Raw genomic sequence first — 13,832 nt, 5'->3', positions numbered from 1 at the left:
TCTATTAACCTCACCAGAGAATGTAATTAAAAAATGAATTGATTATTGCGCAGCGTCAAACTCGCCCGCTGCTTCCAAATGACGCTGTAATTCATCGCGTTCCAAATGTCCAAACACTGAATCTGCTTCGCTACCCAACATTTCCATTTCCAATTCGGGGCTGAGCGGTGATTGCCAGGGCAGAATATACATCACTCGCGGCTGTTCCTGATTGCCGGTGACGGTGGTGCGCAAATTAATATTCGCCTCACCGATAGCTGCAGAATTTCTCGGCGCCGTATTTTCTGTTGGCTGTTGCGGCGACGTTTGTTCTGGAACTGCTTGCTCCTGATCAATTGGCTCTTGAACAGCCTCTTGCGCGATTGTCGCAAAAGACCAACACATCACTAACGCGAGAAATAATTTATTCATTGCTCTCACCCTCAACCGCTGCCGGAGCAGCCTCCACCGCAGCTTTCGGTTTAGCGGTAATACCCAGGCGACGCTGCAAATCAGCAATCCAACTTTTGGCTTGTTTATCCTCACCGCCGATCAATTCTAAATAGGCCTCATAGTGCGGTAGTGCTTCCACGCTTTTACCCAGGTACAAATCGTAAAGTATGGCGATATTTTTATGGCTCTCGGCGTGATAAGGCCAAACGCTCAGTGCTTTTTTGTAATTGCTCTCTGCTGCCGCAAAATCCCCTGACTCGCGCTGCAGGATTGCCAACTGATTGTAGGCATCCAGATTTGTATGATTGGCTGCGATAGCATCGCTGAACGCCTGGGCTGCGCGTTTGTTTTCTTGTTGCGCGCGATACACCAACCCCAAGTTCAAATGTGCGCCCGAAAGCTTGGGATTAGCAGCGATAATTTTTTGCAACACGCCCTCTGCCTGTGCCCACTGTTTGTTGCGCATGGCGCGCGTGGCATCGGCAAATTGCTGGTTGAGTTCGCGACTCACCGAGGGTTTGTTTTGTAAATAGGGATTCGGCGTAGCGGGACCCGCCGGCAAAATACTCGCACCAGGCGCGGCGATAGACTCCTCTGCAGCAGATTTACTTTTTCCACCGCTGGATTTTTTTGGTGCAGTGTTAGAGCAGGCCACCAATAAACTTGCCACGGCGATTAATAACCATGTGCCTGCGTATTTAGTGAATATCATTACTCACCTCCACGCGGGTTTCACTTTTGTTGTAGCGTGCGGGCAACAATTTAGCGAGCGCATCAAAACTGCGTTTAACACCATTGTCATAAGTGCCTTTCCAACTGCGCTGCGCATTGGCTTGATGAATTTCAATCGCTTTCTCTTCGAAGGGATAAGCCTGCTCTTCCAGCAAAATTTCGTATTGTTCCAAGGCCAATTCATCCAATTCTTTGGGGCGCTGTGAGGCCATTAAATCGCGGCTGAGCTGCGCATAAATTTCACCGATTTTAAAACTGGCCTCAGTAGTGAATTCAGCCACGCCATAACCCAGCACTTGTTCCTGCGCTTTGAGTGCTTTTTCCAAGGCCGCGCGTTTGCGCTGCAAACTGTTTTTAAGTGGCAAGGTGAGTTGGATACGCGAGAATTCATCGTAAGCTGGCTGCGCTAATTCTGCTTGTGCACTGGCCGCTAGATACGTGGAGCGATCGGTTTTGGCACTGCCGGCACGCTGATGGCTATTAATAATATTTTGCAGCCAATAATTACGTTTATCGCGTTCACCCGAGGCGCGATACAACTCGGTCAATTTAAATTGCGCTTCTAAATTGTTCGCCAAGGGGCGCGGGTATTCGGTTGCATAACGACGGTACTGTTCAATCGCCTGCGCGCGCTTGCCGGATTTTTCATACAGCTCGGCCCCCATATAGAGCGACTGGCGTTTAACATCCGGATCGGTGCTGGTGCGCTCCATGACCACCAATTCATCCGCTGCTTGTTGCCATTTATTTTGATTTTGATAAATCAGCACCATCTTGGCAGGTAAGGTAGCGGTTAGCGAATGACTGGGATATTTTTTGCGGAAGCCCAAATAAACATTTTCAGCCTGCGCCCATTTTTCCTGCTCAATTAAATACACACCAGCATCGTACTGTGCTTTGGCTGCAATCTCGGTATTGGGTGTGAGTTGGGTGATGCGCATTAATTGTGCGATGGCAGAATCTTTATCGCCAAAGGTCAAGCTGGCTTCAGCTTGCTGATAAATACTTGCGGCAATGCGCTCTTGCACTTGTTGCACACTGGGTGCGCCCGGTTTTTTACCGTAGGCAGGCAAGAGGTTTAACACTTGCATATAGGCCTGTTCAGCGGCGGCATATTCTTTGGTTTCAAAACGGCTGTGGCCGAGAATCAGCCAGCTTGAAAACAGCAGCGAACCCTCAGCTGCCGGCTGCCACTGGATTACGCGCTCGGCAATCAGTTTGGCGTCTTCATAACTATTCTGTTGCAACAAATCATTGGCGGCTTCCGCCAAGACGACGACTGCGCGTGGATCAGTTTTGTACACATCGGCAAAATTTAATGCATTTTGAATTTTGCGACGCTGCCATTCTTCCTGACGGTTATCCGGCAAACTGCGCGCCGATTGAATTAATTGTTGCGGCAATAAAATCGCTGCATAACCGGCATCGGCGCCACGCAGCTTATCCATATAACCGTAGGCAACCTGCTCATAGGCTTCCATTGCCGCCGGCAAATCGCCCGCTTCATTTAAACATTCGGCGAGTAAAAACGTCATCTCTGCTACTTGTGCATCCTTGGCAAAGGTTTGCACAAACTCGCGATACCATTTTGCCGCACGCGCAAACGCGCGCATGGCTTCGCTATTATTTTTGGGTTTTAAGGCTTGTGCTTGCGCGTGTTCAAACTGCGCCAATTCCTGTAATGATTGATGCAAATAGGCAAGTGAATTATTGCCTATCACACCTTTGCGGCTAGTCCAATAAAAACTGCTGATGCCATACCGTTCTACAAAATCCTGTTTTGCGGGCAGGATTAAACTGGGGAAATCACCTTCCTGATAAACATCAATCACTTTAATACTAAAGCTGGGGGCAAAATCGGAATCGGGATTGTGTTGCACAAAATGCTGATAGGTTTCGGCACTGTCGGTAAAACGTTTTTGTTCGAGATATAACTGACCTAATTGTTGGTACAACAAATATTCATAGGGGCGGCGACCACCTAATTCAGTTTGCAAACTAACGATGGATTTTGCACCTTCAAGATACGACAGCGATAACCCCATCACGCGTAAAGTATCTTTCACCAAATTCGCTTTGGAAGCACCAATGTCTGCGAGCACTGCATCCACCTGTTCCGGGTTGGCAGCGCTGCCCAATAGTTGATCCAATACCTGCGCAAATGACAAGAGCGCCAGATCGTAATCGCTGCGTTTAAATTGCGCCCAACCGCGCATATAAAGTGCGTTTTGTTTTAGCTCAGGGTTGCTACCATTTACCACCGCCGCATAATTGCGTTCAGCCGCGGCATAGTCGCCATCGGCAAACGATTTTTCCGCGCGACGAAATTGGGTTTCGGCGATAAAACCGGAATCGGGATTGGTATTCGCCAGTTGATCCAGCACTTGCGCAGCCTCGTCATTACGACCATCCAACGATAAGGCTTTGGCAAGCTTGTAACGCAATTGATCAGCGGCAATACCATTAACCGGTTGCGCGCCTTCACTTTGCAATTTAAGTAGCTCGCTGTACATAGCGACCGGCTTGTCGTAAAAGCGGCGCATGTCGGTAGCATCGAGCTGAGCCTTTTCACTGCGCGCCATTTCCAAATCAGCCAGGCGCACCAAAATTTGCTGTCGCAGTTTGGGTTCATCGGCAACTGACAGCGCGCGCTGATAACTTTGTTCAATACGCGCCACATCCAATACTGCAACTTTTGCTTTGCTATCGGGCAATTTTGCTTCCGGTAAATCGGCCAGGGTTTTACCGCGCCCATCATCGCCCAAGCCAACGTAGCTACAACCCTGCAGTTGCATACCAGCGATAATTATTAATCCAAGCAGTCGCTTCATTCCGGTTGTCTCCGCAATTCCGCGTCATACAAACGCGCGACCGCAAGATGCGCTTGCGACAAATAATTTTTTAAACGTTTTTCATGGCTCGCCAATTGTTGATCCACCTGCTCGCGCAATACGCGGGTTTGCTGCGCGATTAATTGTTCGGTGACGTACAACTGGGTTGCTGTTTCTTGCTGCAACGTTTGCAGGCGCGCCAATACCGGTTGGATATCCAAACTGGTGGCGGTGATCTCATCGATATGGGTTTGGGTTTTGATCACGCTCGCCAGTGCGCCATCTATTTGTGCAAGTTCCCGCTGCTGCTCCGCCAGGGCGATAGGATAATGCTGCGCGGCTCGCCACAACAAAATTCCGGCAAACATTTTTTGGCGCTGCGCCAGCTCATCGGTTTGTTGCCCTGCCGCTTGCATGCGCGCGATGGTTTGTCCGGCGCGGGTAACACGCTCCTGCAGTGCACGGGTATCGGCGTCGGCCAACGCGAGATAATCATCCGCTGCAATAATTTGCTGCAAACGTGTGGCAAATTGATCGCGGCGCTGCTGTAACTGTTGCGCCTGCAGCGCAAAAGCAGATTGGGTTAGCTGTTGCTCTTGGCGACCGCGTAGCGCTTGTTTTTCCAACAACAGTTCACGATAAGCAATCAGTTTTGGCTGCCAGTTTTGCAACAAGCGCTGTAAACGCAATAAATCGCGCAACTCCAAAACCGCCGTTTGAAAACGGGTTTGTGCAAATAATTCGCTCATGTACGCGGAGCGGGTTTTGATAATGCTGGTGCCATCGAGCTTCAACCAGTTTTGCCCATCATCAGCAATTACTGCCGAGAGTCCTTGCCCTTCCTCATCGTTTTGCAACGCCTTGCGCGCCTCTTCCGCGGCCATGGGTTTGGCATCGATTAAAGTGAGCAATTCACCTTCTGTTAGCGTTGCGCGCATATCGCGAATTAATTGAATTTCACGCGCTAATAATTCTTCCGCCAGTTCATAAGCAGCGACGGCTTCGCCCTGCGCATTTAATTTTTCGTAGGCAAAAGGTAAAGCGAGCAGCGATTCCTGCACCGCGGGATAAATCAAACTGCGCGAACGCAATAATTGCCAGGGCTGTAATGCGGTGGTGTACTCTTCTTGCGCCACGGCGGCCCAGCCATAACCCAGCAGCGCTTGATTGGCATAAATGCCATCGAGCCGCACTTTGGTAAATTCACGAATCGCCGCCGCGTATTTTTTTTCCGCGAGATAAGAATAACCAAGCGCTGTGGAGGATTTGTCTTGCAGTGCCCACTGGGTCGCGCGGGTGCGCGGGTCTTTGGCTATATCAATATCCGCCAGCGCATTAAAAAATAGTTGTGCCTGGGTAAAATTACCTTCGCGCGCATGCGCTGCACCCAGGTTATACAGTGCGTAAGGATTCCAGCCACGCAGTTCACTCTGCTCAACGGTTTTGGGCGTGAGTTCAGCGTAGCGCTTGTCACGGATGCGAATATTGATTTGCAAAGCTTGCAGTTGGGCGCGCAATGCTGGTTTGAAATCGGCACTGACACGATTAAAACTTTGCTCGGCAGCGGCCCAATCGCCGCGTGTGTAATAGAGTTTGCCGAGATAAAACCAAGCGGCATCGCGCACTGATTGGGGGCGGCGTTCGTCCTGCAGGATTTGACTGAAAACCGATTCAGCGTGATTTTGCATACCGAAGGCGAGACTGATGCCGCCGGCAATTAACTCCGGATTATCGCTGTGCCCCTGAATGCCGTTGCGCGCATCTGCCACCATTAATTCGGCGATGGCATTGACGTAATCCTGTTGGTAGTAGTGAAAAAGTGCGACGCCGTAGCGCAAATCGGCTACGGCAGTTTTAGGCTTTTCCTCGGCCGCTACGGAAAACGCCGTTGCAAGCAACGGCGATACCAACAGAGCCAGTAATCGACAGCGGAGCAGACGCATTACATCTGCCATTGTTTGATTGAAAATTCAGGTTGCAACTGTGCAGTGGAGTCGACAATTTTTAATTCCAACACCACCGGCTCCTGATTTTTATTGATCGTGATCTTGGCGCCGCGTTTGTAATCCTGCTGCGGACCACGGCCGGTAAAAAACGCGCTGATTTCGTGTTCGCCGCTTTTTAAATTACCGATATACAACCGCTGCACCCCGCCGCGAAACAGCGCGTTGGTTTGTTTGTCGGTGTAGAGCTCACTTGCCACTAACTGATTGTTGATTTCAAGTTTGATGGCATCCAAGGCGAAATACTGGCCCAGATCCATGGAGACATACACCGCAATTTGGGTGCTGGCCGGGTAGAGCAATTCCTCTTCGAGAATAAGTAAATCGCGGTTTAGCGTCAGCACCGATTCTTTCAGCGATTCAACCTGCCCTGCCGTTGCTGGCGCTGCTGATTGCGCCCAGGCATTACCCGCGACTAACTGCCCCCAAATTGCCATCAATAAAAATAACCCAGCCATAGCAAGCCTGTGGCGCAAGAGGTGAAACATGGTCTATCTCCGAAGAATGGATGGATGGCCGCTGAGGCGTCACCCGGCAATCAGAAAGCCCTTAGCATTTTGTAGACCAACTGATTCAACACCGGTAAATGCGCCACATTCTAGAAGCCCGTTCACTTTTTGAATGTGACACCGAGCACAGTTGATCTGGCGCCTCAATTTCTTTTTGGGTTGCACGTGTTTCTTTTTTTAATCCACGAGTTACGTTTTATGTCGCCAACTAACAATTTGCGCGCAGGTTGTACAACAACTCGCCACCTGAAAGCCTAGAGCGTTTTTGCCAGAATGCTAAGTGCTTGCTGGTGCAATTTTATTGGGGATTTTCCAGCCCTTGGCTGTACAGCACTTTGCCCTGACTGGTGATAATTACCGCATCAAAACCGGGCAATTTATTGATCAATGCCAAGCCTTTTTCCGGCCCCATCACAAACACACTGGTGGAGAGCGGATCGGTATCAAACCCCTGCGGGCCGATAATGGTCACGCTGTTGACGCCCGAGGTGGATTTACCGGTGCGCGGGTTAATAATGTGATGGACGCGCTCGCCGCTGTCGGCAATAAAGTAGCGCTCGTAATCGCCCGAGGTGGACACCGCCACATTGTCGAGCGGCAGACTGATCGCAACAGCATCGGCGCGCGGATTTTTAATGCCAACCAACCAGGGGCGGCCACGTTTGTCGCCCAGTACCCGGCTGTCGCCACCAGCGCTGAGGCTGGCGTGCATAACCCCATGGCTGCGCAAAATAGCGATTCCGCGATCCACCGCATAACCTTTGGCGATGCCACCCAAGTCTATGTACAACTGCGGATGTTCAAACCACAGCGTGCGCTGCTGTTTATCCAGATGAATCAAGCGATAGTTAATCGCCGGTAAGAGTGCCGCACGTTGTGCCTCGCTCGGCGTAAGCCTTTTGCGGTAATCGTAATAGCGCGCCAGGGAGGCGAAGGTGATATCAAACGCGCCGTCGGTCAGACGACTGTAATAGAGGGATTTATCAATCAGACGGGTCAGCTCTGGCGAAATTACCAAGGGTTTATCCGCTGTGGCCAGTACCGCCTGTTGATTGGCGCGCGATAACTCGCTCGACGCTATGTAGGGGCTAAAATGCTGGTCGATGCGGTGCATTTCCGCCATTACCGCCGCCAACGCAATTGCGGCTTTGGCGTCATCCTCCAGCCAGAATGTGAGGCTGACACGGGTACCCATGACATCCTGTGCATCGCTGTGCCATTTGGCCTGGACACTTGAAGCCAAGAGCAGCAGCAGTGGAATACAGAGGAAACGCATAGCCACCGCCAGTATCAGAGGTTCAGATCAACGCGATAATGGGTTTTACCCTGTTCATCAACCCGGTCTTCCTGTGCAAACATGGCGAGCATATCGATTGCATTGGCCGACTCAAAAAAGGCCTTGGGCGCGGCCACTTCACCATTGATCCGCCCACCACTGGGCGCTGTTAGCTCGACAGCCAAATTCACATCCATCGGCCCGGCCAGTTGGAAAAATTGGGCTTTGATACCGTTGTTGCCATTGTCGGACAACTCAGCCGCGTAACTCCCAATATCCAACCAATTAGAGCCTGTATTCACCCGGGCGCCATTCCAGGTCAGCTTGCCCTTGAGTGCTTGCAATACGTTGCCACGCAATTGCAGTTGATCGATATGGGAGGAAAACTGACCCTGAATCGGAATGGGCAAGTAGGTTTGTACCAGTGCCGCTGGCACCAAGATGTCCGCATTGCGCAGCTGCAAGGTGCCGCTCGCGGTCGCACAAATTTCGCCATCAAACTCTTGTTGCGGCAAGCGGGTAGTCACCTTGGCGCAGGGCGATAACAGCAACAGCGACAGGGGCTGTAATTTCCAGCTCAACTGTCCAAGCGAATACTCCCTTGTAGGTGTGCGCAGGCTGGCGAGGCTGGCGCGTCCATCCCACAGGGTGCCCGTCACACCACTGAGCGCCAAACCGGTACCACGGGTGAGGAAATAGCCACCCCAGATGGCCGGAATATTGGCAATCGCAAAGACCAGAAAAAGCGTAACCCCCAGGGGAATCCACAGTTTTTTACGCGACAGCAGCAGTGCAGTTATACGGCTCATAATTATCTTTTAAGTAGGTGGCAGGCAACTAGCGCTGGCATCAAGCGCAGCGCTGCAGGGCTCAAAGTTTTTGCAGGCGCAGATTGACAGTGACCTGACCGACATCATTAGTTGCGGCAATAGATAGTTCACTCACGCTAATCCCCTGCTTAAACTCCATTTCATACAGCCATTGCATCAGCGCGTCATAGGGTGCACGCTCCAGCCGCACCCGCACTTCACCATTGGCACCGGGGTTGAAACCGCTCATGCTCAGGCCGTTGGCGCGCAGCGATGAATCTATCACCCCACTGATATTGGCCGAGCTCGCAGTATTGCCCTGACTGCGCATTTGCTGGATTTGCGCCGCCATGATTTGCACCTTACCCAAGGCCTGGGTAGAGGCTGTATTAGCCGCCAGCAGTTGATCGCGCTTGTTCTGGATGGGTGTCAGCACTACCAGCCACAGCAGATAGACAGCTACCGCCAACGCACAGGCCAGCAGCATCATTTGCTCGCGGCGGTTGTATTTATTGAGCAGGGTAAATATCTGGTTCATCACAAGCCCCTAGGGATTTTTACTGACTTTGAGGCGTGCCGATTGCACATTGCCTTGGGCATTGGCACTCAATACTTCGGCATTAAGCCCCTGGTCGCGAATTTTTTGGCTCAAGGTTTCAAAGGCCCCAAAAGTATCGGCCTGAATATTGATGTTCAATTCACCCGTATCACCCGCATAGGAAATCCCTTTGATAGTGACGGTGGGAGCCTCGGCGATTTGCGGCAGAGCTACCGCAAGTAGCGCCATCACACTGGTTGACTGCCCCACTGGCTGGCTTTGACGCAAAATAGTCGCCAACTGTTTTTCCGCATCCACTACCCGACCTTGCGGAATAGCGATGCGCGCGGCAGCTTCGATTTGCTGACGAATTTTCAAATTCTCGGCGCCCAATTTATGGATTTCATACAGCAGGGTGCCCAAGTAAACCGCCACACAAACACCGGCAAAAATAGCGATAGAGCGCCACAACTTCCACCAGCGCTCAATGGGCAAACGCTGGGAGAAATCCCCTTGGCAGAGGTCGATAGAGCTATTGCTAAAATCCAATGCCCAGGGGTCCGCAAGGCTTTGGCTGGCAATTTGCTCATGCAAACCGGCGGGAATCATCTCCACCAATGCGGCCAGATCCTGCTCACTGGCCGCGCGCAAGTGCAGCGCAGGTAATTGCTCACCGCGCACCTGATCGGCAAGCAACATCTGTAATGCAAGGCGGCCCTGGGCATAGGCGACACTAAAACCCATGGTCGGCAGGTAGCGTAAATGCAGCTGGCCTTCAAACAACCCCAAAGTCCAATGATTGCCGGGCTGGGTGATTGCATCCAATGCCAGCGGTTGGGTTAGCGGTGCACTCCAGCAACGGGTAACTTCAATCCCCAGCGCCGCCAGTTCGGCAAAGGCCGCTTGCAGCCAGGTTTTATCGGCATAGGCGACAACCACTTTGCCATCGGCAGGTGTGCCCAGCGCAAAGTGCAAGTCTTCCACATCGCCCACCACCGAATCCTCCAGTTGGAACGGCAGGAGGTTGCGCAGATGTTTCTTTTCTTTATCGCTGTATTCAAGTTGGCGGGTATTGACGCGACTACCGGGCAATATCACCCAGGTACTGAGCGGGCTTACTACCTGACTGCTAACCGCTGCACGCAGCGCCTCGCGATCGCCACTGGCCACAGAATCATTCGCTGGCGTACCGTCGGCCGCAAGCCAACACCAACGAAAGCTATCCGCGAGGCTTTTGCCGTCGTCGGAAGTATTTACGGAGAGCACCAATTGCATGGACATAATTTGCTCTAACTCTGCATTCAAAAACGGATTATGGATTGCGACTTAATCGACCAACTCGGTCTTGTCACTGTTTTTGTCCCGCTCATTGCGCACCGAGCTGGGCAACTCAAACACATCATCGCGCTGGATGGCCTTAAGGCTATTATTTTCACCGCGCTGCATGAGGGTGCGCATACTGCGGCGCTGATCCACCAACTGCACCGTTGCATTGAGCCAAAAGTAATCGGTTTTTACCGTCAGCCCATCCAGTACCAAGTTGCGACCGGAAAACAACTTGCTCCAGCTTTCACTGATAACCCCAGGCTCGGCAAAACCGGTTTCGGGGCGATCAGCAATAAATTGCTCCGCCTCTGAGGGGTTCAATGGCTCCAAATTATTGGCGTCATTAAGCGTCAACAACAAGTTGTTGATGCCATCCCCAAACGGGCTGATCGCCTCGATGGTGTTCACATTCATGCCCACCTTGTCACCCGGCAGGGCGGTGATAAACGGCTGCAAACGCATAACCAGCTGCGGCAGTTCGTTAAAACCGCGCACCAGCCGCAACTCATCGACCGACTTAAAGGGTGCATTGGCAGGCAGATAACCGTTTTTCAACCCTTGATAATAATTGGACTCGGCACCGCCCATGCCCGCTTCGATGTCGTCGCCATCAATCCAATCCAGCACCGCTTCGAGCAGGTACTCGGCTTCATTCTGATTGAGTGGCAGATCGGGAAAAGTCTGCAACAAGCGGATAAAACGGCGCTGTGGTTCCGAGTAGCGCTCGGCATTGCCGATGGGTTTGTCTGCCACCAACGGCGCCAGTAAATCATTCAAATTAAACTGCGCACTGGCATCCACTAACTGCGCAACACCGCTCACCCCATCATCCTCAATCGGCACCTGGGCATTCCAGTCTTCACCGAGAAAATCAATATTGGGGTCGTTATCGGCGACACTGAACATCAGCTTGGCGACCTCTTCCGTCCCCTCCAAAAAGGCCCGCGCCTGGGCACCATGCCAACGCGATTCGGCACGCGCCAAACCCAGTTGGTATTGGGCAGCAAATTTCACACTCAGCGCCGCCACCAGCGCCACAATCAACAATACCAGCACCAACACGGTGCCGCGCTGCCCATCAACAAGAGTGCGCCGAATACCAATCAACGTGCGCCACGCGGCGCGATTATTGTTCTGGCAGGGCAAAGAGACGCACACTGGGCCCTACTCCTTTGATATCGATAGTAATTTCTACCGCCAACGGCAAGCCGCCGGCACCTTGTAAACTGCTATCTGGCCACTGCTGTAGCCAATCGTCCGCATATTCGCGCCCTTCGAGCGCACTTTTGCCCTTGGAGGTGATGATCCCCTGATGCAAAAAACGCAGCTGCAGATCATCGACGTCACTCAGCAACAACTGATGAAAGGCATCGTCTTCCATCTCGATATCTGCCAATGCGCGGTTGTATTCGGGCATAAAATCGCGCCACAACTTGCCCTCCACCACACGGTAACTGATTAGCTGTAAATCGCTGCGCGGCAAGTTGGCAAAATTGACCCAACCGCGCCGCTTGAAAAACAGCACAGGCTGATCGGCATTTTCACCGGAGGAGCGCAGACTCTCGCCTTGAAACAGCGCATTTTGATCATTGGCCAGCGGCATTTGCACATGGCGCAAATCGGCAGCAATAATCTGCCAAGCGCGATCGAGACGATTAATTTCATCCAATACTTCATTGGTGCGCTGGGCACCTTTATCCGCCGCATCCAGCGACTGAAACGCCATTACCGCAATCAGCGCCGAAATAACCAGTGCGATCATCACTTCGAGCAGGGTAAAACCGCGCTGCGCCAAAGGGCGATGTTTACTGCACAATTTCAGGATCACTGATATACCCCGTCAAGCGCGCCAGCGCTGGTTGATCCTGATCCACCATGGCAGAACCGAGCGAAACACCATCGGCAGGCCCCATCAAACGCACCGCAATTTCAACCCGTTTAAAGCCCTGCACGGGCAAGGTATCCAGCGCGAGGGTGGTTAACTGCCATTGCCAGCGCAGGCCAGCCAAATCAACCACACCGGAATCTTTTTCGGGCAATTGGTAACTCGCTAGTGCCTTTTTCGCTTTTTGCTGTTGCAGCAGGCGCACGCGGGCAAGTTCATTTTCTGCCACCCAATAGGCGTAGGTTTTATCGCGGATCGCGGCGGAGCCATCCAACTGGGTCATCACCAGCGTGATTAATGCCGGCAGCGCCATAGCCACAATCATCAGCGCAATCATCGCCTCCAGCAGGGTAAACCCGCGCTCCTGACGAGTGCGAAAAATACGCGCAACAGAAGATTTCATCGCCCACGAGACTCCTCTTCCAGGCGTTTTTCTTCATTGATCCAGCGCAATTCACCGCTGATATCCAGTTCAAAACGCTGGGTTTCTTCGTCGCCATCGCCTTGCAGTTGATCGACAAACAAACTGATTTCAACCACACCAGAGGCGTCGCCACTGGGAAAAAAACCCAGTACCGGTTCCTGATATTCAAGCTCGGGGTCGTATTCCCACAGCTCTTCATCGATATAAAACTCAAGCACCAAACCTTCATCAAGACAGTGCTGGGGCAACTCGGGTACGGCCTGCCACTGACTATCGCGCACCCGCTGCCACTGATAACACCACTGCGCCAGGGCATCAATATCCTGTGGGGGACGCAGCTCTACAAACAGGCCGTGTGTTTCGCCTTTGAGCACTGATTGCTCAGCGACATAACCGGCCTGCAGCAAAAACGTTTCCGCCTCTTTTTTACTGCGCTCGGCCAGCGCATTTCCGCCCACGGATATAGAAATCACACTTACCGCCATGCCGATAATAAAGACGACAAAAATAATTTCGATAAGGGTAAAACCCTGCTCGCGGCGGCTCACAATTGTCAGGTCCGGGGCGCGCGGTGGTTACTGCTCATCCCATACACTAATGTCGGCATTCTGGCCTTCACCACCCGTCACACCGTCTGCGCCCAAGCTGTAAATGTCGTATTCGCGACCATCTGCCGGGCTCATGTATTGGTAGTCATTGCCCCAAGGGTCTTTTGACAGCGAATCGATATATCCACTGGATTTAAAGTTGCGCGGCACCGGGGCGATAGATGTCTTGGTGACCAGCGCTTCCAACCCCTGCTCGGTGGTCGGAAAGTTAAAGTTGTCGATGCGGTAGAGCTTGAGCGCAGTCTGCAGTGAACTAAAATCCGCGCGGGCTTTCTGTACGTTGGCCTTGTCCAGGTTGTCCATCACGTTAGGTACCACAATACCGGCAAGCAAGCCGATAATAATTACTACCACCATGATTTCCACCAGCGTAAAACCCGCTTGGCGCATCCGACTTTTCATGGCCATTGGTTGCATTACTTTATTCATATAACACTCCTGGAATATCGCTTGTTGTTA

14 protein-coding genes are annotated in these 13,832 nt (G+C 52.1%); all 14 read right to left on the bottom strand.

The genetic code is table 11. The features are described from left to right. Positions 1–42: 42 nt before the first annotated feature. Complete coding sequence (locus O59_RS21795; protein ID WP_007639689.1) at positions 43–411, bottom strand: hypothetical protein; 369 nt, start codon at positions 409–411, stop codon at positions 43–45. After that, on the bottom strand, positions 404–1,144 hold the full coding sequence (locus O59_RS03865) for a tetratricopeptide repeat protein (protein ID WP_007639687.1): 741 nt from the start codon (positions 1,142–1,144) through the stop codon (positions 404–406). The genes O59_RS21795 and O59_RS03865 overlap by 8 nt, the downstream gene beginning before the upstream one ends. Then, positions 1,131–3,995 (bottom strand): tetratricopeptide repeat protein, encoded by a 2,865-nt coding sequence (locus O59_RS03860; RefSeq protein ID WP_040391136.1) that lies wholly within the window; start codon positions 3,993–3,995, stop codon positions 1,131–1,133. Before O59_RS03860 ends, O59_RS03865 begins: the two co-directional genes overlap by 14 nt. Then, the gene (locus tag O59_RS03855; RefSeq protein WP_157152446.1) at positions 3,992–5,938 is read right to left on the bottom strand and encodes a lipopolysaccharide assembly protein LapB; all 1,947 of its coding nucleotides are present in this window, start codon (positions 5,936–5,938) and stop codon (positions 3,992–3,994) included. Before O59_RS03855 ends, O59_RS03860 begins: the two co-directional genes overlap by 4 nt. Further along, on the bottom strand, positions 5,938–6,486 hold the full coding sequence (locus O59_RS03850; protein ID WP_225318500.1) for an AraC family transcriptional regulator: 549 nt from the start codon (positions 6,484–6,486) through the stop codon (positions 5,938–5,940). The genes O59_RS03855 and O59_RS03850 overlap by 1 nt, the downstream gene beginning before the upstream one ends. Before the next feature lie 319 nt (positions 6,487–6,805). Further along, positions 6,806–7,783, bottom strand: coding sequence for an FAD:protein FMN transferase (locus O59_RS03845; RefSeq protein ID WP_007639678.1), 978 nt, complete (start codon positions 7,781–7,783; stop codon positions 6,806–6,808). 14 nt (positions 7,784–7,797) lie between these two features. Beyond that, positions 7,798–8,592 (bottom strand): type II secretion system protein N, encoded by a 795-nt coding sequence (locus O59_RS03840; protein ID WP_007639674.1) that lies wholly within the window; start codon positions 8,590–8,592, stop codon positions 7,798–7,800. A gap of 61 nt (positions 8,593–8,653) precedes the next feature. Next, positions 8,654–9,130, bottom strand: coding sequence for a type II secretion system protein GspM (gene gspM, locus O59_RS03835; protein ID WP_007639665.1), 477 nt, complete (start codon positions 9,128–9,130; stop codon positions 8,654–8,656). 9 nt (positions 9,131–9,139) lie between these two features. After that, positions 9,140–10,411 (bottom strand): type II secretion system protein GspL, encoded by a 1,272-nt coding sequence (gene gspL / locus O59_RS03830; RefSeq protein ID WP_040391135.1) that lies wholly within the window; start codon positions 10,409–10,411, stop codon positions 9,140–9,142. Positions 10,412–10,456: 45 nt separating this feature from the next. Further along, positions 10,457–11,614, bottom strand: coding sequence for a type II secretion system minor pseudopilin GspK (gene gspK, locus O59_RS03825; protein WP_232283030.1), 1,158 nt, complete (start codon positions 11,612–11,614; stop codon positions 10,457–10,459). Continuing rightward, the gene (gene gspJ / locus O59_RS03820) at positions 11,583–12,284 is read right to left on the bottom strand and encodes a type II secretion system minor pseudopilin GspJ (RefSeq protein ID WP_007639662.1); all 702 of its coding nucleotides are present in this window, start codon (positions 12,282–12,284) and stop codon (positions 11,583–11,585) included. Before gspJ ends, gspK begins: the two co-directional genes overlap by 32 nt. Further along, on the bottom strand, positions 12,262–12,744 hold the full coding sequence (gspI, locus tag O59_RS03815) for a type II secretion system minor pseudopilin GspI (RefSeq protein WP_007639661.1): 483 nt from the start codon (positions 12,742–12,744) through the stop codon (positions 12,262–12,264). The genes gspJ and gspI overlap by 23 nt, the downstream gene beginning before the upstream one ends. Continuing rightward, positions 12,741–13,313 (bottom strand): prepilin-type N-terminal cleavage/methylation domain-containing protein, encoded by a 573-nt coding sequence (locus O59_RS03810; RefSeq protein ID WP_007639660.1) that lies wholly within the window; start codon positions 13,311–13,313, stop codon positions 12,741–12,743. The genes gspI and O59_RS03810 overlap by 4 nt, the downstream gene beginning before the upstream one ends. Positions 13,314–13,340: 27 nt before the next feature. Continuing rightward, positions 13,341–13,802, bottom strand: a complete 462-nt coding sequence (gene gspG / locus O59_RS03805) for a type II secretion system major pseudopilin GspG (protein ID WP_007639658.1) — start codon at positions 13,800–13,802, stop codon at positions 13,341–13,343. Positions 13,803–13,832 lie beyond the last annotated feature (30 nt).

Source organism: Cellvibrio sp. BR, from assembly GCF_000263355.1.
GTDB lineage: Bacteria > Pseudomonadota > Gammaproteobacteria > Pseudomonadales > Cellvibrionaceae > Cellvibrio.
This window is presented reverse-complemented; position numbering and strand designations above follow the sequence as displayed.